The sequence below is a fragment of the Acidobacteriota bacterium genome, assembly GCA_012729555.1.
Classification (GTDB): domain Bacteria; phylum Acidobacteriota; class UBA6911; order UBA6911; family UBA6911; genus UBA6911.
In genome coordinates, this window is sequence record JAAYCX010000073.1 from 1 (window position 1) to 24,399 (window position 24,399).

Below are 24,399 nucleotides of genomic sequence, written 5' to 3' on the forward strand. Positions count from 1 at the left end.
AGCGGTAGGCGAAGATGTCGCCGTCGGAGGCGGAGAACTCGTCGAGCAGCGCCACCTTCGGCCCGGGGATCATCCCGCCCGGGTCGAGGCTCGGGGCGGTGTTGCGCGCGATGTCGACCAGCACCGCTTCCCGCCTGAGCCGCTCGATCACCATCGGGGAGACGTTCCCGCCGCCGTTGCTGCGCACGTCGACGATCACCGCTTCTTTACGGAACTGCGGGTAGAAGTGGCGCACGAACATGTTCAGCCCGTCGACCCCCATGTCGGGGATGTGGATGTACCCCACCCTCCCCCCGGTGGCTTTCTCCACCCGTTCGAGGTTCCCCCGCACCCACTCGTGGTAGCGCAGCCCGTGCTCGTCGCCAACGGGCACCACCACGGTCTCGCGGCTCCCGGCCTCTTCCGGCTTCCCGTTCAGGCGCAGCTTCACCTGTTTGCCCGCGGTATGGACCAGGGCTTCGTAGAGGTCCCGCATCTCCCGCGTCGGGCGGCCGTCGACGGCGAGGATGTAGTCCCCGGTTTTGGCGTCCACCCCGATGTCGGTGAGCGGGGAGCGGGTGGCCTTGTCCCAGTTCTCGCCCCGGAGGATCTTGACGATCCTGAAATACCCGGAGGCGGGGTCCTTTTCGATCTCCGCCCCCAGCAGCCCGAGCGGCACCCGCTCCTTGGGCGGCACTTCCCCGCCCCCCACGTAGGCGTGCCCCGCGCTCAGCTCGCCGATCATCTCTCCGATGACGTAGGTGAGGTCGGCGCGGTGGCGCACGAAGGGGAGGAGTTCGGCGTAGCGCTCCCGCATCCCGGCCCAGTCCACCCCGTGCATGTTGGGGGCGTAGAAGAAGTCGCGCATCTGGCGCCAGCACTCGTGAAAGATCTGCCGCCACTCGGCGGCGCGGTCGACTTCGAACCGGAGATCCCCCAGGTCGAGCCGCTCGCTCGTGTCGGGGCGGGCGGAGGGGAGGTCGACGATCGAGTAGGACCCGCCCTGGCCGATCAGCATCTTCTTGGAGTCGGCCGAGATCTCGTACCCGTCGGCGTCGAGGAGTTCGGTCTCTTTCAGTTTATCGAAATCGTAGAGCGCGAGCACCGCCTTCCCCTTCCGGAGCGTCATGTAGTAGAGCTTCCCGGCGGCGGAGGTCAGGTGCCGGTAGGTCCCGCTCTCGACCGGCACTTCCGCCACGCGCCCGACGAGCCCGTCGGGGTCGACCCGGACCGTCACTTTTGCCTCCGGCTCCGGCTTCGGCTTGGGTTCTTCCTTGCTCCCTTCTTCCTTGATCCTGACCTCGTCGCTTTTGGGCTCGAAGGGGGAGCGGGTCTCCCGGGCGAGGGTCACGAGATAGATCTTCGCCATGTCGCGGTAGGAGTAGTTGAACTCGTTCTGCCCGTAGACGGGATTGAAGGTGCGGCTGGAGACGAAGAAGAGGTATTTGCCGTCCGCGCTGAAGGCGGGGGAGCCCGAATCGTACCAGCCGTCGGTCGCGGGGAAGGTCGCGCCGCTCGCCAGGGAGTGGAGGTAGACCGTCTGCAGCTGCGTCTCCTCCTCCTGGGCCCAGGCGACCCATAGGCTGTCGGGGGACCAGGCGTAGTCGGCGATCTCGAACGCCTTCGCCCGGGCGACCTCGGTCACCTTCCCCGACTCCACCTCCACGACCTGCAGCCGCAGCTTCTTGTCCGACCATAGGATTTTCTTGCTGTCCGGGGACCAGAGGAGGGAGAACTTGTAGGTGTCCCCCCCCTCGGTCAGCCGCCGCGGAGGGCCCGACCCGTCCCGGGGCGCGATATAGACCTCGTCCTCCCCCGAGGCGTCGGAGATCCAGGCGATCCATTTCCCGTCGGGGGACCATTTGGAGGCGCGCTCGTGCGCTCCGGGGGTGCGGGTCAGGTTGAGGGTGCGGCCGTGTTTGGCCGGGACGGTGAAGACCTCGCCGTGGGCGCCGAAGAGGGCGCGGCTGCCGTCGGGCGCGATCTCGTAGTTGGACACCCGGCGCGAGACGTCGATCCAGCCGCCGCGCCCCGTCACCTGGTCGTCGGCGACCGTGATCGGCACCTTCACCGCCTTGCGGCTCCGCAGGTCGAAGCGGTAGAGGAAGCCGCCGTTTTCGAACACGATGGCCTGGTCCCCGAGCGAGGGGAACTTGACGTCGAAGTCGGCGAAGTCGGTGTGCTTCTCGGTCTTCTTCGACCGCAGGTCGTAGGAGTAAAGGTTGAAGCGCTTCTTCTCGTCCCGGTCGGAGAGGAAATAGATCCGCTCCCCCGCCCACATCGGGATGATGTCCTGGGCCGGGTTGTCGGTGATGTTGACCGTGGTGCGGGAGTCGAAATCGTGGATCCAGACGTCGTCCGCCTGGCCGCCGCGGTAGCGCTTCCAGGTGCGGAACTCGCGGAAGACGCGGTTGTAGGCCAGCCGCTTCCCGTCGGGGGAGAAGGAGCCGAAACCGCCGTAGGGGAGCGGGAGCGGTTCGGGGAGGCCGCCTTCGACGGAGGCGAGCAGGAGGTCCCCCTTGAAGTCGTTCCACTCGTCCTTGCGCGAGCGGAAGAGGATCTTGTCGTTCCCCTTCCACCCCATCACGATGTTGTTGGGCCCCATCCGGTCGGCCACGTCGTCCCGCCCGAGGGTGGCCGTGATGGTAAGCCGCCGGGGGATCCCCCCCCCGGACGGCATCAGGTAGACCTCGGTGTTGCCGTCGTACTGGGCGGTGAAGGCCAGCTGCGTGCCGTCGGGGCTGAAGCGGGGGAACATCTCGTAGCCGGCGTCGGCCGTCAGCTTGCGCGCCGTCCCCCCCGCCGCGCCGACCGTGTAGAGGTCCCCGGCGTAGCCGAACACGATCCGGTCGCCGTGAATGGCCGGGAAGCGCAGCAGGCGCGTCCCGGGCCCGGCATCGGCGCCCCAACTGATCGAAAACCCCGCAAGCACGGCCAGCAGCACGAAACGGCATTTCATCGGCATCCCCTCCTGACGGTTTTTCCTACTTTATATCCCCGCCCCCCCGGATTCAAAGACTTTGCACCATTGCCACCGCGGGCGGAAAACGATACGCTCCAGGGAAAGGAGCGGATCATGACGAGACCGACACAGCTGTTCATCGGCGGCCGCTTCCGCGACGCCCGTTCCGGCAGGACCTTTCCCACCGTCAACCCCGCCACCGGGGAGGTGATCGCCGAGGTGGCGGAGGGGGACGCCCCCGATATCGACGACGCCGTAAAGGCGGCGCGCGCCGCTTTCGGGCACCCTTCGTGGCGCGACATGGAAGCCAGGGAGCGCGCCCGGCTCCTCCGCACCCTGGGCGACCTGATCGAAAAACACGCCGACGAGCTGGCCCTCGCCGAGACGCTCGACAACGGCAAGCCGATCGGCGAGTCGCGCCGCATAGACATCCCGGCCGCGGCGGAGACCTTTCGGTATTACGCCGGCTGGTGCCCCAGGATCGGGGGGGAGACGATCCCCGTCCCCGGTCGCTTCCTCAACTACACCCTGCGGGAGCCGTGCGGCGTCTGCGGCATCATCACCCCCTGGAACTTCCCGCTCCTGATGGTGGCCTGGAAACTCGCCCCGGCGCTCGCCGCCGGCAACACCGCCGTGGTCAAGGTGGCCGAGCAGACCCCCCTCACCGGGCTGCGCCTCGGGGAGCTCTCGGCCGAGGCCGGCTTCCCCGACGGGGTCGTCAACGTCGTCCCCGGCTTCGGCGAGACCGCCGGGCGCGCCCTGGCGGCGCACCCGGAGGTCGACAAGATCTCCTTCACCGGCAGCACCGCCGTCGGCCGGGAGATCGTGCGGGCCTCGGCCGGCAACCTCAAGAAGGTGTCGCTCGAACTGGGGGGGAAATCGCCCAACATCGTCTTCGCCGACGCCGACCTGGACGCCGCGGCCCGGGGGGCGTCGAGCGGCATTTTTTACGGCAAGGGGGAGGTGTGTAACGCCGGCTCCCGCCTCCTGGTCGAGAAAAGCGTCCACGACGAGCTGATGGAGCGGCTGCTCGCGCGGGCGCGCCGGCTCGAGCCGGGGGACCCGCTCGACCCGAAGACGCGCCTGGGGGCGCTGGTGTCGGCGGCGCAGATGGAGCGGGTGCTCGGCTACTGCGAGACCGGGCGCCGGGAGGGGGCGATCCCCGTCCTCCCCGGGGGGAGGGTGGGCGACAAGGGGTGCTTCGTCCGGCCCGCCATCTTCGACGCGGCGACGCCGTCGATGAGGATCGCGCAGGAGGAGATCTTCGGCCCCGTCCTCACGGTGATCACCTTCGAGGGGGAGGAGGAGTGCGTCCGGCTGGCCAACTCCACCATGTACGGGCTGGCGGCGGCGGTGTGGACGCGCGACATCGGCCGGGCCCACCGGGTGGCGCGCCGGCTCGAGGCGGGGACGGTCTGGATCAACGCCTACGGGGCGCTCGCCCCCGAGTCCCCCTTCGGGGGTTACCGGCAGTCGGGCTACGGCCGGGAACTGGGGCGGGAGGGGATCGAGCTCTACTCCCAGGTCAAGTCTGTCTGGGTCGCCCTGGACTGATTCACACCACCCCGAGCTGCCGCCCGACCTCGACGAAACTCCCGACGCCGGCATCGAGGTCCTCGCGCTCGTGCGTCGCCGAAATCATGACCCGGATGCGCGCCTTCCCCATCGGGACGGTGGGGAAGGCGATGGCCATGGCGAACACCCCCCGCTCGAACAGCCGCCGGCTGAATTCCTGCGCCCGCCCGGCCTCCCCCAGCAGGACGGGGGTGATGGGAGTCTCGCTCGCGCCGGTGTCGAACCCCGCCCGGTTCATTCTTTCCTTGAAATAACGCGCGTTGTCCCAGAGTTTCCGGACGAGGGCGTCCGATTCCTCCAGGAGGTCCACGGCCGCGCAGGCGGCGGCGGTATCGGCCGCGGGGAGGGCGCTCGAGAAGAGGAAGGGGCGCCCCTTCTGGCGCAGGTGGTCGATGACGACGCTGCGGCCCGCCACGAAGCCGCCGACGACGCCGAACGCCTTCGACAGGGTCCCGACCTCGACGTCCACCCGGCCGTGGAGCCCGAAATGGTCGACCACCCCCCTTCCCCCGCGCCCGAGGACCCCCTCCCCGTGCGCGTCGTCCACCATGAGGAGGGCGCCGTACCGGTCGGCCAGATCGGCGATCGCCCCGAGGGGTGCGATGTCGCCGTCCATGGAGAAGACCCCGTCGGTCACGATCAGGGCGCGCTTTGCGGAACCGGCCGGCAGGTTTTCCCCGAGCTTCCGCTCGAGGGAGGCGCAGTCGCCGTGGGCGTAGCGGATGACGGGGGCGCCCGAGAGCCGGCAACCGTCGATGATCGAGGCGTGGTTCAGTTCGTCGGAGAAGACGAGGTCCTCCCGGCCGACCAGGGCGGGGATGACGGCCAGGTTGGCCGTAAACCCCGACTGGAACGAAAGGGTGGCCTCCACCCCCTTGAAGCGGGCGAGAGTCTCCTCGAGTTCGGTGTGGAGCCGCAGCGTCCCGGCGATGGAACGGACCGCCGCCGGTCCCACCCCGTAGTGCCCGATCGCCCGCCGGGCCGCCTCCGCGAGGCGCGGGTGGTTGGCCAACCCGAGGTAGTTGTTGGAGGAGAAGTTGAGCACCCGCCGCCCGTCGACCCGGAGCCACGCCCCCTGGGCCGACTCGACGGTCCGCACCCCGACCAGGAGCCCCGCCTTTTCCAGCCGCTCCCGCTCGTCCAGGATGAACTGCACCTTGTCCATGACGGCCTCCGTAGTCCGCTACCGGGAGCGCGAACGCATCAGGGGGCGCAGCCCGCGGGTGGAGGCGAGCAGTTCCTCCCGCTCCGCGGGGGAGAGGGGCTCGAGCCCGGCCGCCATCCCGAGCGCCATCCGGAAGAGACGCTCGTCCCCCGGGGGGATGAGGGCCGTCACCCCCTCGGAAAGGGTGAAGCGCAGCGCTTTCCGTGCCAGGACCGGGTCGTCGATCGGCCGGTACCAGCAGTTGGGGTAGCGGCGCTCGTCCGACCCGCGCCACGGCCCGTGGGCCATCGCCTTGATGGCCAGCCGCGCCACCCCCTGCCGCGCCGCCTTCTCGAGGACCTGCGGCCCGAAATCGCCGCGCGCGTAGCAGACGTAGTTGACCGGGAAGAGGATGGAGTCGAAGGGGTGGCGGTCGAGCATGGCGAGCGCCGCCTCGACCGAGTGGGCGGAAAAGCCGATGTGGCGGATCACCCCCCCGCGCCGCGCCTCGGCAAACGCCTCCATCGCCCCGCCCGGGGCGAAGATCTCCTCGACCTCCCCCATCCCGGCGACGGAATGAAACTGGTAAAGGTCGAAGTGGTCGGTCCCGAGGCGGCGGAGCGACCGCTCGAGCTCCGCCCGCGCCCCGGCGGCCGAGCGCTCCAGGGTCTTGCAGGCCAGGAACACCCTCTCCCGGCGCCCCGGGAGGGCCCGGCCCAGCTTGCGCTCCGCCTCCCCCTCCCCGTAGAAGGGGGCGACATCGAAGTAGTTCACCCCGCCGGCGGCCGCCTCTTCCACCAGGGCGTCCACCCCCTTCTGGGTCATGCCGAGGAGCGTCATCCCCCCCAGTCCGAGGATGGACAACTCCACGCCGTCGCGGAAAGGTCGTCTGGGAATCCCGGGATGAGTCATGGCGCCCCCGAAAGGCGGACGGCCCGGGCGATCAGGCCTCGAGTTTCACGACATCCTGCGCCTGGGCCCCCTTGGGCCCCTGGGTCACGGTAAACTCCACGCGATCCCCTTCGTCCAGCGACTTGAAGCCGGCGGCCTGGATCGCGGAATGGTGCACGAAGACATCGTCCCCCGAGTCGCGCCGGATGAAGCCGTACCCTTTTTCGTTATTGAACCACTTGACCACGCCTTGTTCTTTCATGTCGCCTCTTTTTACTTGATCGGAAACGCCGACGGGGCGCGGCACCGGCCGTGCCCCGCCTTTTCTTCGAATATACACGCGCCTCCCGAAAAAAGCAACGTGCGCGGGCGGGCGGGGGGTATCGGCGGGGCGAAGGATCAAACTTCGAAGGAACCGGGCTTCGGAACCCGCTCCGGGGGCTCGTCCAGGCCGCCGGGGAGGCACTCGGGGCAGGGGCAGAGCGCGCGCAGGTATTCGAAGGGGTAGATCCCCGTCGAGTGCCCGTCGCTCCAGGTGAAGCCGAGGGCGTAGTTCCCGATCGGGAAGACCGTCGTCCGTTCGAGCGAGGCCGGGATATCCCCGTGGCGCACCTTCCGCTCCCCCGTGAACTCCTCCACGCAGGAGGCGCACATGCACTTCTCCCGCAGGTACCAGGAGGGGTAGGAGCTCCGGTGCCCGTCGCTCCAGGTGATGTCGGTTTGTCTCGGGCTGACGCGCCTGACCAGTCTCGGCGTGATGGGGGTCAAATCGGTTCCTCCCTGCGCCGGGGTTCTCCGGGCCCCGCCTGCGCATCGGCGGGGTCCGGGGCGCCCGGAAGCGCCCGCTTCATCCTTTCCATGAAATTGTCCCCGGACTCGAATCCCGTCCCCCGGAGTCCGGCTAGTTCCTCCCCCCGCGGGTCGAGGAAGACATAGGTCGGGACCCCCTGGACGTCGTAGCGGTCCCTCACTCTCTCCGCGAGGGGATCCCCGGCTTCCGTCAGGTCGACCTTCAGCATGACGAAGCGGCGCGAAAGCGCGACGACCTCCGGCAGCGCGAAGGTCTTCGCGTCCATTTCATGGCAGGGGGCGCACCAGTCGGCGAAGAAATCGACCAGGACCGGCTTCCCCTCCCGCCGGGCCTGCTCGAGCGCCTCTTCGGAATAGGGGATCCACTCGATGCCGCCGGCGCGCTCCGCGCCCCCCGTCCCCGCGCGTCCCAGGCCGGCCTCGATCCCCGCGGCGGCCGAGTAGAGGGCGGCGGCGAAGAAGAGGGTGCCGACGAGGTTGCGCACGAAGGTGAAGGTCTTCCCCGCCCCGGGGACCGCGTCGATCCACGCCAGGTAGATCCCACCCAGGAGGAATACCAGCGCGAGCGCCAGCGGGTAGAGGAACGGGCCGGGAAGGAGGTTTTTCAGGAACCAGACGGCCATCGCCAGGAGGATGAAGCCGAAAATCTTCCGGACCCACACCATCCAGGCACCCGAGCGCGGCAGCCGGTGGAGGCTCCCCGAAAAGATCCCCAGCAGGAGAAAGGGGACGCCGAGCCCGAGGGCGAGGGTGAAAAAGAGGCCGAATCCCAGCAGGGCGCTGCCGCGGTTGCCGACGTAGGTCAGAAGCCCCAGGACGAAGGGGCCGATGCAGGGGGCCGCGACGACGCCCACCGTCAGCCCCATCAGGAGCGACCCGGCAAATCCCCCCCGCGAGCCGCCGGCCAGGCGCATGAGGGGGGCGGGAAGGCGCAGTTCGTACAGGTCGAACAGGCTGAGCGCCAGGAGCACCATCACCAGCGCCATCGCCAGGAGCACCGGCGGGTACCGGAGCGCCCCCCCGAACAGCCCCCCCGTCAGCGCGGCGAAGACCCCCAGGACGGAATAGGTGACGGCCATCCCGAGCACGTACACGAGGGCGTGCAGCGCCACGCTCCCCCTGCGCCCCCCCGACTGCCCGCCGAAATAGGTGATCGTGATCGGGATCATCGGGTAGATGCAGGGGGTGAGCGCCAGCCCCAGCCCCCCCAGGAAGACCAGGAGGAACGTCATCCCGAGCCCCCCGGCCCCGAAATCGGCGGAAGCCGGTGCGGGGCTGACGGCCGCGGTCCCCTCCCCCTGCGCCAGGGGGACCTCCACCTCGAACGGCTGCCAGACGGGGGGATAGCAGGAACGGCCGTCGCATGCCTGGGTGCGCACCCTCCCCTTGACGAGGACCCTCTCCCGGCCGGCGGGGTCCGACGGGGTGACGTCGGCCGTGACCCGCACGGTGCCGTCGTAGACCGCCATCGGGCTCTCGGACACCGGGAGCTTCTTCACCTCCGGCTCGGGAAACCGGACCGGGCCGAGGACGACGCCCGGGACCGGATCGAACTCGACCCGGGTCGGGATGAGGTACTCCTCGAGCGGGCGGTCGCTGTTGATGTGGAAGGGGGGCGTGATCGCGATCTCGATCTCCAGCTCGGCGGTCTCCCCGGGCGCCGGCGCCTCCGCGGGCGCCAGGGCGCGGACCGAGACCACGGCGGGGGTGTCCGCGCCGGCGGGCCCGGCCGATGCCATGAAAGCGAGGATGAGGGCGAGGGCGATCTTCATGCCCCCCCATTATAACGGTTCGGCCCCGCGCCGGACAGAAAAAGACTTACAGGAGCAGGAACGAGACGACCATCGCCGCGACGACGACCCCCTGCCCGATCCTCACCGCGCGCGGGCGCCTCTTTTTGAGCGCGTGCCACCCGCGGGCCAGCGGCAGCATCAGGGCGATGATGGCGGCGCTCATGAGGAGGCAGCCCGCATAGCCCGCCTCGAGGCCCAGGACGGGCTCCAGCTGGCGCCGCAGGAGCGAGTAGATGACGTAGAGGTGGGCGCCGTAGACCAGGAGCGACTCCTGCCCCGCGAGCCGGACGGGCCCCAGCCACCCGGCCCCGGCCCCGCGCGCCTCGCACCGGTAGAGCAGGGCGACAATGACAAAAATGCACCCCAGGCGCACCATCAGGTAGAGGGGGCTGGTGGTGTAGAAGTCGACGTGTCCGGGCAGCGTCCAGGGGACGGAGCGCAGGAGCAGCCCCGCCGCGATCAGCCCCGCGCCCGCGAGCGCCGCCCGTTTCATGTAGCGCGGGACCGCTTCGGCTTCCACCGAGCGAAGGAAGCAGTGGGCCGCCGACGCCCCCGCCAGCACGAACGAGATCCAGGGGAAGAGGGGGAAGAGCGACACCTTGTGCGGGTTGAGATAGAGCGCCAGCGGGAGCGGCAGGTCCGGGCGGAAATCCCTGGCCCAGACCCAGGGGGTGACCAGGGCGGCCGCGATCCCGAGGCCCCCGGCCGCATAGGGCAGGAGGCTCCGCCTCCGCACGATGATCGCCAAAAGGAGGAGGACGAGCAGGGAGGCCACGATGCACTGCAGGATGTCGACCTTGAACGTCCGCTCCCACACGAGGGCGTTGTCCCGGTTATCCAGGTACCAGCCGAGGCCGTACCCCTGCAGGTGGATGTTGTAGGCGACCAGCAGGATGAAGCCGAGGCGCCGGAGCTGCCGCCAGAAGGGGGGGCGGAAGCGGACCCAGTCGTCCCACCGGGAGCGGCCCTGCAGGATGAGGGAAAAACCGGTGGCGAAGAGGAAGGCGGGGGCGACCAGGCCGTTGACGAAGGCGACCCAGAAGAAAAGTTCCGAGCCCTGTTTCAGCGCGGGGGGGAGATAGGCGTTCACCACGTGGGTTTCCACCATCACCAGGATGGCGAAACCGCGCAGCAGGTCGACGAATCCGTAGCGCGGCCCTGGGGCCGCCGTGGAGGTCATGGGAATCCACCCCGGAGCTGGAGACTATGGGTGCCGCAAAAAGAGAGGGAGGATACTCCGGCGCGCGGAATCGGGCAAGGGGCATTTGCGCCAACCGCCTGTACATCAAGCGCCGAAGCTCCTATCATGGATGCCTATGCGACAGCAGCGCGCGCCCTTGACGGTAGAGGAAAACGTGCCGCTGGCCCCCCACACGACCCTCGGGGTGGGGGGGCCGGCCCGGTTCTTCGCCCGGGTGGCGGACGAGGAGGCGCTCCCGGACGCCCTCGCGTTCGCCCGGGCCCGCGCCTGCCCCGTCTTCGTCCTCGGGGGGGGGAGCAACATCGTCGTCTCCGACCGGGGCTTTGCCGGGCTGGTCCTCAGGATGGAGATCGCCGGCATCCGCCGCGGCGCCGACGGCGCCACGCTCCATGCCGGGGCCGGGACGGAGTGGGACCTCCTGGTCCGCCGTGCGGTGGAGAGCCGCCTGGCGGGGATCGAATGCCTCAGCGGGATCCCCGGGACCGCGGGCGCGGTCCCGGTTCAGAACGTGGGGGCCTACGGGCAGGAGGCGGGGGACGTCATCGCCGGCGTGCGGGCGTGGGGCCTGGAGGAGGAATCGGTCCGCCGCTTTGACCGGGACGGGTGCGCTTTCGGCTACCGTTCGAGCCTATTCAACCGGCCGGGCGGCCGCCGCTGGGTCATCGTGGAGGTAAGCTTCCGGTTGCGCCCCGGGGGGGAGGCCCGGATCGACTACCCCGACCTCGGGGAGCGCTTCGCGGGGCGGCAGGATCCTCCTTCGCTCGCCGAGGTGCGCGACGCTGTGCTCCAGATCCGCCGGGCGAAGGGGATGGCGTGGAACCCGGGCGACCCCGAGAGCCGCAGCGCCGGGTCTTTCTTCAAGAACCCGGTCCTTCCCCCGGCGACGGTCGAGGCGCTGGAGAAGGCCCTCGGGCCGGGAACCGACCGCATCCCCCGCTTCCCCGTCCCCGGCGGCGGGATCAAGGTTCCGGCGGCGTGGCTGATCACGCGTGCCGGGCTCGGCCCGGAGACCTCGAGCGGGGGCGCCCGGATCTCGGCCAGGCACGCCCTGGCCATCGTCAACCGTGGGGGGGCCACCTCGGACGACATTCTCGACCTGATGGACAAGATCCGGCGCCGGGTCCGGGAGGCCTGGGGCGTCGACCTCGAGCCGGAGCCGATCTTTGTGGGATTTGAGCCTTTCATTGGTTAATATGGAGCGGATTCAGCCGGCTGTTCACAGGGGATCCCAGCGATCCGGGAGGAAGCGATGACAAAAGGCGTGATGGCAGGAATCGGGTGTCTGGCAATCATAGTGATCGGGGCCGCCATCCTGGGGTTCGCCGCCTGGGGGGTCTACAACGGCCTCATCACCGAGCAGCAGAAGGTGGAGGCCCAGTGGGCGCAGGTGGAAAACGTCTACCAGCGGCGGGCCGACCTCGTCCCCAACCTGGTCGCCACGGTCAAGGGGTACGCGGCGCACGAAAGCGAAGTGCTGCAGGCGGTGACCGAGTCGCGGGCCAAGGTGGGCTCGATGCAGATGACGCCGGAGATGCTCGGCGACCCGGCGGCGCTCGAGCAGTACCAGCAGGCCCAGGCCGGTCTCGGCAGCGCCCTGTCGCGCCTGATGCTGGTCGTGGAACGCTATCCCGACCTGAAGGCCAACCAGAATTTCCTGGAACTGCAGAGTCAGCTGGAGGGGACCGAGAACCGGATCACGGTGGAACGGATGCGGTTCAACGAGGCGGCGCAGGCCTACAACACGCGGGTCCTGCGCTTCCCGGACAACCTCTTCGCCCGCTTCTTCGGCTTCGGGCAGAAGGCCTATTTCCAGTCCGCCCCGGGGAGCGACCAGGCCCCCGTGGTCGATTTCACCGACTAGGATGATCTGATGCTGCGACGGGTCCCGGCTCTTGCCTTTCTCCTCCTCCAGGGTGCGCTGGCGCTGGCCCTGGACGTGCCGACCCTCGAGCGGCGCGTCACCGACCTGGCGGGCGTCCTCTCCGCCCAGCAGGCGGGCGCGCTCGAGGAGAAGCTCCGCCGCCTGGAAGAGACCGATTCCACCCAGGTGGCCGTGCTCATCATTCCCGGGCTCGAGGGGGAACTGCTGGAAGCCTACACCATGCGCATCGCCGAATCGTGGCGGCTGGGGCAGAAGGGGAGGGATAACGGGGCCCTCCTCTTCGTGGCGATGAAGGACCGGGCCATCCGCATCGAGGTGGGCTACGGGCTGGAGCCGACCCTGACCGACGCCCGCAGCCGGCGCATCATCCAGAACGACATCGTCCCCCGCTTCCGCGCCGGCGATTTCCCGGGGGGGATCGACGCGGGGGTGACGGGCATCATCCGGACCGTCCAGGGGGATTACCAGTCCGGCCCCGATTCGGGGGCGGGGGCCGATAAGCCCTCGGGAATCCTGAATGTCCTCTTCGTCCTGATCTTCCCCCTCCTGTGGCTTCTGAGCATCACGGGGAAATGGGGCGGCGGCCTGATCGGGGCCGCGGCCGGGGCGGTTCTCCCCTACATGTTCATCGCCCGGAGTTTCCCCCTGGCGCTGGGGGGGGGAGGGCTCGGGGCCGTGGCCGGCTTTTTCCTGGGGGCGATGGCCCAGGCGGCGGCGAAATCGGGGGGCGGGCGCGGCGGTCCCTCCGGCGGCGGCTACACGGGAGGCTTTCCCGGAACCTTCGGCGGCGGCTTCGGGAGGGGCGGCGGCTTCGGGGGCGGCGGCTTCGGGGGCGGCGGCTTCGGGGGCGGCGGTTTCGGCGGCGGAGGCTTCGGCGGCGGCGGGGGCGGTTTCGGCGGCGGAGGCAGTTCCGGGAGCTGGTAAAACCATCCCCTTATCGGGTGCGGCATGACACTATTGAGCGAGCGGGAACAGAAAGCGGTCGAGGAGGCGATCCGGAAGGCGGAAAGCCGCACCTCGGGCGAGATCGTCTTCGTCGTGACCCCGGCCTCCGGCCGGTATCTGCACGCCACCCTGCGCGGCGCGCTCCTGGGGATGGCGGCGGTCACGATCGCCTTCCTCCTCCTCCCCTTCCCCCACACCGCGCTGACGATTCTCACGGTGGAGCCGCTCGCGTTCGCCGTTTTCTATGCCCTCCTCCCCCGTCTCCCCCTGAGGCGCTGGTTCATCTCGAAGCAGACCCTGGACACCCGGGTGCGGGAGGCCGCCTTCATGCAGTTCTACTCGAGCGGCCTGGACCGGACGCGCGAATCGAACGGGGTGGAGATCTACCTGTCGCTCTTCGAGCGCGAGGTCGTCGTGCTGGGGGACCGGGGGATCCACGCCAGGATGGGAAACCGGAGCTGGGACGAGGTCAGGGACCTGATCATCCGCGGGATCCGCGAAAAACGGGCGGGCGAGGGGATCTGCGCCGCCGTCGACCTCCTCGGGAAGGTCCTCGCGGAGCACTTCCCCCCGCGCCCCGACGACGTGAACGAGCTCCCCGACGGGGTCGTCCACCGCCCCTGACCCCGCCGCCCCCGTATGCTATAATGAAGACCTCACCATCGCAGCAGGGGACGACGATGCCGATTTACGAATACAGATGCCGGGAGTGCAGCGCGGAATTCGAGAAACTGGTCTTCGGGTCCGGAGCGGAACGGGATATCCGCTGCCCGGGCTGCCGGTCGGCCGAAGTCGAGCAGGTCTATTCCTGCTTCAACGGCGTGTCCCGCTCCGCCGACGGGAGCACCCACTCGATCTCCTCCGGATGCTCCTCCTGCAGTTCTTCGAGCTGCGCCGGCTGCAAGGGGCACTGACCCCCTTCAGGGGTCGGCGGTGGTGATTTCGCGGAAGCTGATCCGGTCGGCCGGAATCAGGCTGATGGCCATCCGCACCGCCGCCGGGTCGGACCGGATGCGCGCCTCCCCGCCGATCGACACCCGCGGGGTTCCGAAAACCACCCCCGCCGCCGCCGGGGTGAGGTTCGCGACGATCAGGCCCCCCTCGATCCCGCTCCCCGGGCCGGAAAGATCCACCCTCCCCTCCCCCAGGACCAGGACCAGGCCGGCCCAGGCGATCGGGCCGGAGCAGTCGAGCGCCCCGGTCACGACAAGGATCCCTCCCCCGGAAAAGCCGCCGGGCGCCGAGAGGTCCCCCCTGACCAGCGTAATCCTGGGCGCCTGCCCCGGGGCGTTCCAGGCGGCGGCGCTGTCGTAGACCCCCAGGCCGGGGGCCGCGCCCCCGCTCCAGGTCTGCGGGCCGTCGAGCACCAGGTCGGCCATCCGCGGCGCCCGGACATGGATGAAGTCCTCGAGGGCCCGGGGGTCCAGGAGGCGCGCGCGCCCCCGGTCCGATGCGATGGAGGCCGTGATGTCCCCCACCGAGGGGGTCTCCAGCCCCCCGCCCGCGACGGTCCCGGCGGCGCCCGCGGCCGTACGGAGGATGGAAGCGGGATCGACTCCGTCCCCCGCGTCCGTGTCGACGGCGCCGATCCCCGGCGCGCCGACCCCGTCGATCACGGGGTTTCCCGCAAGGAGGGCGTCCACGCCCGAACCGAGGACGGTCAGCGCCGGGCCGGGGTCCCAGAGCCGATCGCGCCGGAGCCGGGTTTCGAAGACCGCCACCGAGTTGCGGCGCACGAGGGCCCCGGTAAGCTCGGCGAAGGTCCGGGCCACCCCGAGGGAGCGAACGATCACGACCCCGTCACCGTCGGTGAAGGGATCGTCCCCGGGGTCCGCGCCCAGCTCCGAAGGGTCGCCGTTGTTGTCGGTGACCTTGACGAAATAGCGGCTGAGCACCCGTTCGGCCTCACCGCCGGCGGCGACCAGGGGGAGCCCCGAGAGGGGGATGAGGGGGGTCCCCGCCGCGCCGCCGAGAGCCCCGGTGCTCAAAACCCCGTCGTCGGGGAGTCCGGCCGTGGCGCTCCCGGGGGCGTCGATGTCCAGGACCTGGGCCGTCAGCGGCGGCAACGGCATGCGTGCCCGCGCGGTGCGGGCGGCGGCGACCGCGGCGGGGGAGGCGTCCCAGGCGCCGTCCGGCCCCCGGAGCACCGCGTCGAGGTCCAGGCCGCCGAGGAGCACGGCCGCGTGGTCCAGCCCGGCCAGGGCGGCGTAGGTCGCCCGGGTATGAGATTCGAAGTTGTCGCTGATCCGCACCCCGGTCACGGCGTCGAGGGTCATGAAAAGCCCCAGGACCGAGAAGAGGATCAGCGCGAAAAGCGTCATCGGCAGGGCCACCCCCTCCTCCCGATCCTCCCTTTCCCGCATGGGCCGTTCCTCCCCCGTTATTGTTTCGCTACCCCCGCTCGTATCTCCCGATTTCCACCCTCCGCTTTCGGGAAAGGGGTGTTATACTTCCGATTTTCGACAACCCTGGTCCGGGAGAGGAACGATGAGGAAGTGCGGGATGAAAGGGAGCGCGGGCGCCCGCCGTGCCGGCGCTCGCACCGGCCTGCTGATGCTCGCGGCGGCAACCCTGTTGCTGGCGCCGCTGCTGACGGGGTGCGCGAAGAAGGGGAAGGTGCCGGTCGCCGACACCGGCCCGGTGCGCATCGTGGTCCTCCCCTTCGAGGTGCCCGAGGACGACCCGGAGCTGCGGTGGGCGGCCATGGCCGCCCCCATCCTCATGGCCAGGGCGAGCCAGCAGTATCCCGATTTCGTCGTCATCCCGCTCTGGGAAACGATGCCGACGGCGATCGCGTCCGCGGGCGCCGCCCGCAGCTTCAACGACGAGACCGCCAATTCGGCCGCGAACTGGCTGGGGGCCAAATGGGCCGTCATGGGATCGATCACCCACCGCAAGGGGAGCGCCTATTCCCTGGTGATCGATTTCATCCCGACCGGAAGCTCCGATGTCCCCTACCGGTACATCAAGACCAGGCGGATGGAATCGATGGGCGCCGCCTTCCTCGCCTCCATCCGGCAGTTCCTGCGCTTTTCGACCGGCAGGGTCCTCCCCCCGCCGAAGGTGAAGATTCCGGGACTCGACCGGATGAGACCGGCGGCGGAAGCTCTGGACCGCGAGTACGGATGGTTCGTCGAAGCGGAGCCCGGGAGCGCGGGCGCGATCCTGGAGGAAATGGCTCCCGCGGAGAAGGGGCTGGCGCGGCTGCTGCTGAACCCGGCGCTCTACCCGGGCCTCTCGGAATAGGACGGGGCCGCCGGGCGGCCCTCCCGGTTTACATCTCCACCCATTTCCCCTCCCCTTCCCAGATCCTGAGGGTGAAGGGGAAGGGGATGAGCTCGGCCAGGCGACCCTTGACGGCCTCGCAGATGTTCTCGACGGAAGGATATTCGATCAGGTCGTTGAGCATTTTATGGTCGAAATGGCCCAGCCCCTCCTTGATCGATTTCTTCAGCTCGGAGAAATCGATGACCATCCCCGATCGGTTCTCCCCCTCGATCACGACCTCGACCTTGTAGGTGTGGCCGTGCGGCTGCCCGCATTTGCCGTGCCCGGGGATGAAGTGGGCACAGTCGATGTAATCTATGACCCCCAGTTTCATGTCGCCTTCCCTTCCCAAAATTGCATTCTACCACGCCCCCGCCCGGAGCCGCATCGGCGCCGGGGCCGGCGGACGCTTTTTATGAAAAACGCTTTCATAAACCCGCCCGGCTTCCATTGACAGAGTACCCCGCCTTTGTTACATTGCGAGTTTGGTTAGAGACTCGCCCTTGCTTTTGCCTCTCCGGCTGCGGTAATCATATGACCCGGACATACGACGGACAACTGCGAAAGTGGCGGAATTGGCAGACGCGCTGGACTTAGGATCCAGTCCCGCAAGGGGTGGGGGTTCAACTCCCCCCTTTCGCACCAGGGACAACGAACACGAGCGCGGATCGGGAGATCCGACGACACCATCCACACTGTAAACCATAGGCAGGGAAAAGGTGACAGCCGAAATCATCGAGGTCAGCAGCTGCAAGCGAAGCATGACGGCCGAAATACCGTCCGAAGAAGTGGAAAAGGAAATCACGGGCCTGGCCCGGGAATATGCGCGCACCGTCAAGGTCCCCGGCTTCCGTCCCGGAAAGGTGCCGATCTCGATCATCCGGCAGCGCTTCGGGTCGGACCTCTCCGGGGAAGCCACCCAGAAGCTGGTCGAGCGCTGCTGGAAGGACGCGGTCGAAAAGCGCGGGCTGAAACCGCTGGCCCAGCCGGAGATCCAGGAGCTGACGCGCAATCCGGGGGAGAACCTGAAATTCGCCCTCACGTTCGAAGTCCTTCCGGAATTTGAAGTAAAGGACTACGTGGGGCTCGAGGCGACGCAGGACCCGGCCGAGGTCTCCGAGGAGAGTGTCGAGCGGACGATCGACACGTACCGCGAGCGGCAGGCCCAGTTCGTGCCCCTCGAGGGGGCCGAGGCCGCCGACGGGCACTTCCTGACGGTGACGGTCGACGGACGGCTGGAGGGGGAGGAGCGGCCCACCCACGAGGAGGACGTCACCCTCGAAATGGGCAATCCCCAGACAAACGCCGATTTCTCGAGCAATCTGCGCGGCGCCAGGATGGGGGAGACCCGGTCCTTCGACGTCAGCTACCCCGAGGATTTCCAGCGGCCGAGTTTCGCCGGCAAGACGGTCCACTACACGGTCCTGGTGAAGGAGATCAAGGAAAAGCAGCTCCCGGAGCTCAACGACGAGCTGGCCAAGGACCTCGGCTACGAAAGCCTCGAGGCCCTGCGCACGCGGGTGCGGGAGGATTTGGTAACGCAGGCAAGGCAGGCGGCCGAAAAGAAAGCCAGGGAGGAGCTTATGGACACCCTCCTCGAGCGCCAGAAGCTCGAGGTCCCGGAGTGCCTGGTCCAGGAGGAGCTGTCGGCCCGGGCCCACCGGATGGCCAGCAGCCTGGCCTACCAGGGGATCGATCTGGACCGGACCCCCATCGACTGGAAGAAGATGTTCGAGGCGGAGCGGCCCAACGCCGAAAAGACGGTCGGCCGGTCGATGCTGCTCGACGCGATCGCGCGCCAGGAGGACATCCCGGTGACGGACGAGGAGGTCGGGGCCGAACTGGAAAAGCTGGCCGCGGGGACGAACAAGACCGCCGCCGCCTGGCGCGCCCAACTCGAGCAGGAGAACAGGATAGAGGGTCTCGAGCAGCACCTGCGCCGGAACAAGGCGCTTGATTTCATCTATCGCAATGCTAAACTTAACGTGGGGTGATCAGCTTTGGCACTAATACCCATGGTAGTGGAACAAAGCAACCGGGGCGAGAGGGCCTACGACATCTACTCGCGCCTGTTGAAAGACAATATCATCTTCCTGGGAACTCCCATAGATGACAACGTAGCGAATGTCATCACCGCCCAGCTTCTGTTCCTGGAAGCCGAGGACCCGGAAAAGGATATCCACCTGTACATCAACTCCCCCGGCGGCTCCATTTCGGCGGGCATGGCTGTCTACGACACCATGCAGTACATCCGGCCGGACGTGTCGACCATCTGCGTCGGCCAGGCGGCCAGCATGGGTGCCCTGCTGCTGGCCGCGGGCGCCCCCGGAAAGCGTTTCGCCTTGCCGAACTCCAGAATCCTGATTCATCAACCCTCCATGAGCGGCCTGGCGGGTCAGGCCACCGACATCGACATCCACGCCCGGGAAATCCTCAGGCTGCGCGAGTCGATGAACCAGATCCTCGCCAAACACACGGGACAGAACCCCGAGCGGATCGAGAAGGACGTCGAGAGGGACTACATCATGACCGCCGTCCAGGCGAAGGATTACGGGCTGGTGGATCAGGTCATCTCGAGAAAAGAGTAGGGTAGCTGCTCCTTACCCTGGAGGACTCCTTTGAAAAAAGACGACGATAGAGATGATGTCCTGCGGTGCTCCTTCTGCTCCAAGAGCCAGAACGAGGTCAAGAAGCTCATCGCCGGGCCCACGGTCTATATCTGCGACGAGTGCGTGGACGTCTGCAACGAGATCATCGCCGACGACGTCGCCGCCTCCCCGATCGGGGAGAAACTCCCCAAGCCACAGGAAATAAAAGAGTTTCTCGACCTTTACGTCATCGGGCAGGAGATCACCAAGAAGAAGCTGGCCGTCGCCGTCTACAACCACTACAAGCGCCTGGAAATGGCCAAGAAGCGGGGCGACCTGGAGCTGCAGAAGAGCAACGTGCTCCTGATCGGGCCCACCGGCACGGGGAAGACGCTCCTGGCGCAGACGCTGGCCCGGATGCTGTCCGTCCCCTTCGCCATCGTGGACGCGACCACCCTGACCGAAGCGGGGTACGTGGGCGAGGACGTGGAGAACATCATCCTCAAGCTGCTGCAGAACGCCGGCGGCGACAAGGAGAAATGCCAGCAGGGGATCGTCTACATCGACGAGATCGACAAGATCGCGCGCAAGGACGAAAACCCCTCCATCACCCGCGACGTCTCCGGCGAGGGGGTCCAGCAGGCGCTCCTGAAGATCCTGGAAGGCACGGTGGCCAACGTCCCCCCCCAGGGGGGGCGGAAGCACCCGCACCAGGAGTTCATCCAGATCGACACCACCAACATCCTCTTCATCTGCGGCGGCGCCTTCGTGGGCCTGGAAAAGGTCATCGAGCGCCGCGTGGGGAAGAAGAGCATGGGCTTCCTGGTCGCCGACAAGGAATCGTCCGGGCCGAAGACGCCGAAGAAGGGGCGGAGCGCCGACATCCTGCAGATGTGCGAGCCGCGGGACCTGATCAAGTACGGCCTGATCCCGGAGTTCGTCGGCCGGTTGCCCGTCGTCGGGTCGCTGTGCGAGCTCGACCAGGCGGCGCTCGTGGAGATCCTCACCAAGCCGAAGAACGCCTTGGTGCGCCAGTACCAGAAACTGTTCGAGTTCGAAAACGTCAAGATGAAGTTCACGGACGACGCGGTGGCCGCCGTCGCCACCCAGGCGCTGGAACGGAAGATGGGGGCCCGGGGATTGAAAATCATCCTCGAGGATCTTATGCTGGACGTGATGTATCAGTTGCCTTCACAGAAGAAGGTGAAGGAATTCGTGGTTACGCGGGAGATGGTCGAAAACAAGGACATCGTCTTCTCGTTACTGGAAAAGGCCGGATAAGCCCAAAGCATGACAAACGAACTGTCGCCAGGAAAAACCGAACGGCTGCCCATGATCCCGATCCGGGATGTGGTGGTCTTCCCCCACATGATGATCCCGTTCGTGATCGGGCGCCCCTCGTCGGTGCGCGCGCTGGAATTCGCCCTGGAAGGCTCCAAGCGGGTGTTTCTGGCGACCCAGATGGACGCTTCGGTCGACGATCCCAAGGCCTCCGACATCTACGCGGTCGGGACGGCGGCCACCATCGTCCAGAGCGTCAAGCTCTCCGACGGCAACATCAAGGTCCTGGTCGAGGGGATCCAGCGGGTGCGCGCCCTCCGTTTCGTGAGCGACCCGGGTTTCTTCGTCGCCGACGTGGAGCTGCTGGAGGAGACCTCCGCCTCGAGCGCCCGTACCACCCTTCTGGTCAAGAGACTGCAGACGGTTTTCGAGCAGTTCTCCAAGCTCAGCCACCACGTGAATTACGACGCCATCCTCAACGCGATGAAGACCCTGGAGCCGTCCAAGCTGGCGGACAACATCTCGGCCAACCTCCCGATCGGCATCGAGGAGAAGCAGCAGCTGCTGGAAATGGTCGACCTCGGCGAGCGGATCGAGAAGATCAACGAGATCATCGAAGTCGAGATGGAGAAGATCAAGGTGGACCGCAACATCCAGGGGCGGGTCAAACGCCAGATGGAGCGGGCGCAGAAGGAATACTACCTCAACGAGAAGATGAAGGCGATCCAGAAGGAACTGGGCCGCAAGGACGAAAAGAGCGAACTGGACGACCTCAAAAAGCAGCTCGAGGCGGCCAAACTGCCCAAAGAGGCGCACGAAAAGGCCACCAAGGAGATCCAGCGGCTGGAGATGATGCCGCCGATGTCGGCCGAGTCGATCGTCTCCCGCACCTATCTCGACTGGCTCCTGGCTGTGCCCTGGAACAAGAAATCGAAGGAGATCCGGGACATCAACTGGTCCGCCAAGGTGCTCGAGGAGGACCATTACGGCCTGGAGAAGATCAAGGACCGCATCCTCGAATTCCTCGCCGTCCGCAGCCTGGTCAAGAAGCCGCAGGGGACCATCCTCTGCTTCGTCGGCCCTCCCGGGGTCGGCAAGACCTCGCTGGGGAAGTCGATCGCGCGCGCCACGGGGAGGAAGTTCGTGCGCCTGTCGCTGGGCGGGGTGCGGGACGAGGCCGAGATCCGGGGACACCGCCGGACCTATATCGGCGCCCTCCCGGGCCAGATCATCCAGTACATGAAAAAAGCGGGGACCCGCAACCCGGTATTCATGCTCGACGAGGTGGACAAGATGAGCATGGATTTCCGCGGAGACCCTTCGGCCGCCCTGCTCGAGGTGCTCGACCCGGAACAGAACCACATGTTCGTCGATCACTACCTCGACACCGAGTTCGATCTTTCGATGGTGATGTTCATCGCGACGGCCAACGTCCTGCACACCATTCCGCGGGCGCTGCAGGACCGGATGGAAGTCATCCAGCTCTCGGGGTACACCGAAAACGAAAAACTGGAGATCGCCAAGCGGTTCCTGGTCAAAAAGCAGGTCGAGGCCAGCGGACTGTCGGCGGAGCAGATCCGCTTCGGCGACGAGGCCCTGCTGGAGATCATCCGCAAGCACACGCGCGAATCGGGCGTCCGGAACCTGGAACGCGAAATCGCCAACGTCTGCCGCAAAACGGCCAAGCGCATCGTCACCTCGGAACTCGAGACGAGCGACATCACCCCAGGGGAGGTGGAAAAGCTCCTGGGCCGGCCGAAATTCCGGATACAGGCGATCAGTGAAAACAACCAGGTCGGGCTGGCCACGGGCCTGGCCTGGACCGAGGTCGGGGGGGAGGTGCTGCAGACCGAGGCGACCCTCATGGAGGGTAAGGGGCAGCTGACCCTGACCGGGAAACTGGGCGAGGTCATGCAGGAATCGGCGCGGGCGGCCATGAGCTTCGTCCGGAGCCGGGCGGCCGATTACGGCATCGGCCGGGAGTTCCACCGGAGGATGGACCTGCACATCCACGTCCCCGAGGGGGCGATCCCGAAGGATGGTCCTTCGGCCGGGATCACCCTGGCCACCACCATCGTTTCCGCCCTGACCCGGATTCCGGTTCGCAGGGACGTCGCGATGACGGGGGAGATCACCCTGCGGGGGAAGGTGCTCCCGATCGGCGGCGTCAAGGAGAAGCTCCTGGCCGCGCACCGGGCAGGGATCAAGAACGTCCTCCTCCCGAAGGAAAACGAGAAGGACCTGGAGGACCTGCCGCCCGAGATCCTGGAGGCCCTGGAGGTTCACCTGGTCGAAACGATGGACGAAGTCCTGGAAATGGCGCTGGAGCGCAAGCCCGTGCCGAGCCAGGTGACCCCGATATCGGATATCGGCGGCATGCGTCCCGGCGAAAACGTGGCGCACTGACCCATTCCCGCAAGATTCAGCGTGATCCATTCCGAATTCGTCACAAGCGCCGTATCTGAAACCGATTTCCCGGTTCCGGGAATTCCCGAGGTGGTCTTCGCGGGAAGATCCAACGCCGGGAAGTCCAGCCTGATCAACCGGCTGACAGGCAACCGGGGTCTTGCCCGGACCAGTTCCACCCCGGGCAAGACCCAGAGCGTCAATTTTTACCGGATCAACGGATCCTTCTATTTCGTCGATCTTCCCGGCTACGGCTACGCGAAGGCGGCCAAATCGGAGATCCGGCAGTGGAGGGCCCTCATCGAGGGCTATTTCCTCCGCCGCTCCGTTATCGCGCTGGCGATCCACCTCGTCGACTCGAGGATGCCCCCGACCGACATGGACCTCCAGCTGTCTGAATGGCTCGCCGGGCTCGGGGTCCCGCGGCTCGTCGTCGCGACCAAGTCCGATAAGTTGTCCAATAACCAGAAGGGCGCTCAGTTGCGCGCCATTTCCGGCTCCCTGCAGGAGTGTCCCGTCGTCATGGCTTCGGCCGAAACCGGGACGGGCTCGAAGGAGATCTGGAGACGAGTGCTGGAAGCAACCGCGGCGGTCCCATCCTCAAACGAATAACGGTTCCCCGCCCCCGGCACGGGAGGCGGTCGGGAGCCTTTCTCCCCCTGGAGGGAGCCCATGCCTGAAACGACGCAAAGTCGAAACGCGGGCGGCCGCGAGAACGGCCACCTGGACATCCGTGAACTGAAGGAAATGAACATCGCCGCGCTGGCGGAGATCGCCAAGGGGCTCGGCGTCCCGGGCTACACCGGGATGCGAAAACAGGAACTGATCTTCCAGATCCTGAAGGCGCAGACCGAGGCCAGCGGCCTGGTCTTCTCCGAGGGGGTCCTGGAGTGCCTCCCCGAGGGGTTCGGGTTCCTGCGGGCGCCGGACTACAACTACCTGCCGGGGCCGGACGACATCTACGTGTCCCCGTCCCAGATCCGCAAGTTCGACCTGAGGACCGGGGACACCGTTTCGGGGCAGATCCGCCACCCCAAGGAGGGGGAGCGCTACTTCGCCCTGATCAAGGTGGAGGCCGTCAACTTCGAGCACCCGGACGCCGCCAAGGACAAGATCTTCTTCGACAACCTGACCCCGCTCTACCCCAATGAACAACTGAAGCTGGAAACGGGGCCGGGGAACCTCTCCGGCCGGGTCATGGACATGCTCGCCCCCATCGGCAAGGGGCAGCGCGGCCTGATCGTCTCCCCCCCCCGGACGGGGAAGACCATGCTGCTGCAGTCGATCGCCAACTCCATCTCCAAGAACCACCCCGAGGTGGACCTGATCGTGCTCCTGATCGACGAGCGCCCGGAAGAGGTCACCGACATGCAGCGGTCGGTGAAGGGGGAGGTCGTCGCCTCCACCTTCGACGAGCCGGCCTCGCGCCACGTGCAGGTGGCGGAAATGGTGCTGGAGAAGGCCAAACGCTTCGTCGAGCACAAGCGGGACGTGGTCATCCTCCTCGACAGCATCACGCGCCTGGCCCGGGCCTACAACACCATCGTGCCCCCGAGCGGGAAGGTCCTGTCGGGCGGCGTGGACAGCAACGCCCTGCAGCGGCCGAAGCGCTTCTTCGGCGCCGCGCGCAACATCGAGGAGGGGGGGAGCATCACCATCATCGCCACGGCCCTGG

General features: G+C 67.5%; 22 protein-coding genes and 1 tRNA gene. 14 read left to right on the forward strand and 9 right to left on the reverse strand.

Annotated features, from left to right (window positions below; all coding sequences use genetic code 11):
* A partial coding sequence (locus tag GXY47_12960) for a protease (GenBank protein ID NLV32053.1) occupies nucleotides 1-2,938 on the reverse strand: 2,938 nt, incomplete at its 3' end.
* Nucleotides 2,939-3,055: 117 nt separating this feature from the next.
* Here GXY47_12960 and GXY47_12965 point away from each other — a divergent pair.
* Complete coding sequence (locus GXY47_12965) at nucleotides 3,056-4,495, forward strand: aldehyde dehydrogenase family protein (GenBank protein ID NLV32054.1); 1,440 nt, start codon at nucleotides 3,056-3,058, stop codon at nucleotides 4,493-4,495.
* A 1-nt stretch (nucleotide 4,496) separates the two neighbouring features.
* Here GXY47_12965 and GXY47_12970 read toward each other — a convergent pair whose 3' ends face one another.
* The 6 genes from GXY47_12970 to GXY47_12995 all read right to left on the reverse strand — a co-directional run bounded on the left by GXY47_12970 (nucleotide 4,497) and on the right by GXY47_12995 (nucleotide 10,334).
* Nucleotides 4,497-5,681 carry a glycine C-acetyltransferase gene (locus tag GXY47_12970; GenBank protein NLV32055.1) on the reverse strand — a complete coding sequence of 395 codons (1,185 nt, stop codon included), beginning with the start codon at nucleotides 5,679-5,681 and terminating at the stop codon, nucleotides 4,497-4,499.
* Nucleotides 5,682-5,699: 18 nt separating this feature from the next.
* The gene (locus GXY47_12975; GenBank protein ID NLV32056.1) at nucleotides 5,700-6,572 is read right to left on the reverse strand and encodes an aldo/keto reductase; all 873 of its coding nucleotides are present in this window, start codon (nucleotides 6,570-6,572) and stop codon (nucleotides 5,700-5,702) included.
* Between the two features lie 31 nt (nucleotides 6,573-6,603).
* Nucleotides 6,604-6,813, reverse strand: a complete 210-nt coding sequence (locus GXY47_12980; protein NLV32057.1) for a cold shock domain-containing protein — start codon at nucleotides 6,811-6,813, stop codon at nucleotides 6,604-6,606.
* Between the two features lie 137 nt (nucleotides 6,814-6,950).
* Entirely contained in the window at nucleotides 6,951-7,319 is a 369-nt protein-coding gene (locus GXY47_12985; protein NLV32058.1) for a DUF971 domain-containing protein, read from the reverse strand.
* Nucleotides 7,316-9,133, reverse strand: coding sequence for a DUF255 domain-containing protein (locus GXY47_12990; protein ID NLV32059.1), 1,818 nt, complete (start codon nucleotides 9,131-9,133; stop codon nucleotides 7,316-7,318). The genes GXY47_12985 and GXY47_12990 overlap by 4 nt, the downstream gene beginning before the upstream one ends.
* Before the next feature lie 46 nt (nucleotides 9,134-9,179).
* A complete protein-coding gene (locus GXY47_12995) occupies nucleotides 9,180-10,334 on the reverse strand; it encodes a DUF1624 domain-containing protein (protein ID NLV32060.1) in 1,155 nt (384 codons plus the stop codon).
* A 136-nt stretch (nucleotides 10,335-10,470) separates the two neighbouring features.
* Here GXY47_12995 and GXY47_13000 point away from each other — a divergent pair, with 136 nt between their 5' ends.
* From GXY47_13000 to GXY47_13020, 5 genes are read left to right on the forward strand one after another with little or no spacing between them, the layout of a single operon-like run.
* A complete protein-coding gene (locus GXY47_13000) occupies nucleotides 10,471-11,547 on the forward strand; it encodes a UDP-N-acetylmuramate dehydrogenase (GenBank protein NLV32061.1) in 1,077 nt (358 codons plus the stop codon).
* A 57-nt stretch (nucleotides 11,548-11,604) separates the two neighbouring features.
* Entirely contained in the window at nucleotides 11,605-12,216 is a 612-nt protein-coding gene (locus tag GXY47_13005; GenBank protein NLV32062.1) for a LemA family protein, read from the forward strand.
* Between the two features lie 9 nt (nucleotides 12,217-12,225).
* Nucleotides 12,226-13,161: a TPM domain-containing protein gene (locus GXY47_13010; protein ID NLV32063.1), complete on the forward strand. Its 936-nt coding sequence runs from the start codon at nucleotides 12,226-12,228 to the stop codon at nucleotides 13,159-13,161.
* A 24-nt stretch (nucleotides 13,162-13,185) separates the two neighbouring features.
* Nucleotides 13,186-13,806, forward strand: coding sequence for a hypothetical protein (locus GXY47_13015; protein ID NLV32064.1), 621 nt, complete (start codon nucleotides 13,186-13,188; stop codon nucleotides 13,804-13,806).
* Between the two features lie 56 nt (nucleotides 13,807-13,862).
* Entirely contained in the window at nucleotides 13,863-14,096 is a 234-nt protein-coding gene (locus tag GXY47_13020; protein NLV32065.1) for a zinc ribbon domain-containing protein, read from the forward strand.
* Nucleotides 14,097-14,102: 6 nt separating this feature from the next.
* Here the strand turns inward: GXY47_13020 and GXY47_13025 are convergent, their stop codons facing one another.
* Entirely contained in the window at nucleotides 14,103-15,545 is a 1,443-nt protein-coding gene (locus GXY47_13025; protein ID NLV32066.1) for a hypothetical protein, read from the reverse strand.
* Nucleotides 15,546-15,684: 139 nt separating this feature from the next.
* Here GXY47_13025 and GXY47_13030 point away from each other — a divergent pair, with 139 nt between their 5' ends.
* Complete coding sequence (locus GXY47_13030) at nucleotides 15,685-16,428, forward strand: hypothetical protein (GenBank protein ID NLV32067.1); 744 nt, start codon at nucleotides 15,685-15,687, stop codon at nucleotides 16,426-16,428.
* A 28-nt stretch (nucleotides 16,429-16,456) separates the two neighbouring features.
* On the opposite strand, the gene GXY47_13035 is transcribed toward GXY47_13030, so the two are convergent.
* Nucleotides 16,457-16,783 (reverse strand): 6-carboxytetrahydropterin synthase, encoded by a 327-nt coding sequence (locus GXY47_13035; protein NLV32068.1) that lies wholly within the window; start codon nucleotides 16,781-16,783, stop codon nucleotides 16,457-16,459.
* 226 nt (nucleotides 16,784-17,009) lie between these two features.
* On the opposite strand from GXY47_13035, the gene GXY47_13040 reads away from it, so the two are divergent.
* The 7 genes from GXY47_13040 to rho form a co-directional block, all read left to right on the forward strand.
* Nucleotides 17,010-17,094 (forward strand) — tRNA-Leu (locus tag GXY47_13040).
* A gap of 74 nt (nucleotides 17,095-17,168) precedes the next feature.
* On the forward strand, nucleotides 17,169-18,443 hold the full coding sequence (tig, locus tag GXY47_13045; protein NLV32069.1) for a trigger factor: 1,275 nt from the start codon (nucleotides 17,169-17,171) through the stop codon (nucleotides 18,441-18,443).
* Between the two features lie 21 nt (nucleotides 18,444-18,464).
* Nucleotides 18,465-19,037, forward strand: coding sequence for an ATP-dependent Clp endopeptidase proteolytic subunit ClpP (gene clpP, locus GXY47_13050; GenBank protein ID NLV32070.1), 573 nt, complete (start codon nucleotides 18,465-18,467; stop codon nucleotides 19,035-19,037).
* Between the two features lie 30 nt (nucleotides 19,038-19,067).
* Entirely contained in the window at nucleotides 19,068-20,318 is a 1,251-nt protein-coding gene (clpX, locus tag GXY47_13055; GenBank protein NLV32071.1) for an ATP-dependent Clp protease ATP-binding subunit ClpX, read from the forward strand.
* Between the two features lie 9 nt (nucleotides 20,319-20,327).
* Nucleotides 20,328-22,724: an endopeptidase La gene (gene lon, locus GXY47_13060; GenBank protein ID NLV32072.1), complete on the forward strand. Its 2,397-nt coding sequence runs from the start codon at nucleotides 20,328-20,330 to the stop codon at nucleotides 22,722-22,724.
* A gap of 21 nt (nucleotides 22,725-22,745) precedes the next feature.
* Nucleotides 22,746-23,336 (forward strand): YihA family ribosome biogenesis GTP-binding protein, encoded by a 591-nt coding sequence (locus GXY47_13065; GenBank protein ID NLV32073.1) that lies wholly within the window; start codon nucleotides 22,746-22,748, stop codon nucleotides 23,334-23,336.
* A gap of 111 nt (nucleotides 23,337-23,447) precedes the next feature.
* Nucleotides 23,448-24,399, forward strand: a 952-nt coding sequence (rho, locus tag GXY47_13070) for a transcription termination factor Rho (protein NLV32074.1), incomplete at its 3' end; no start/stop codon positions are given.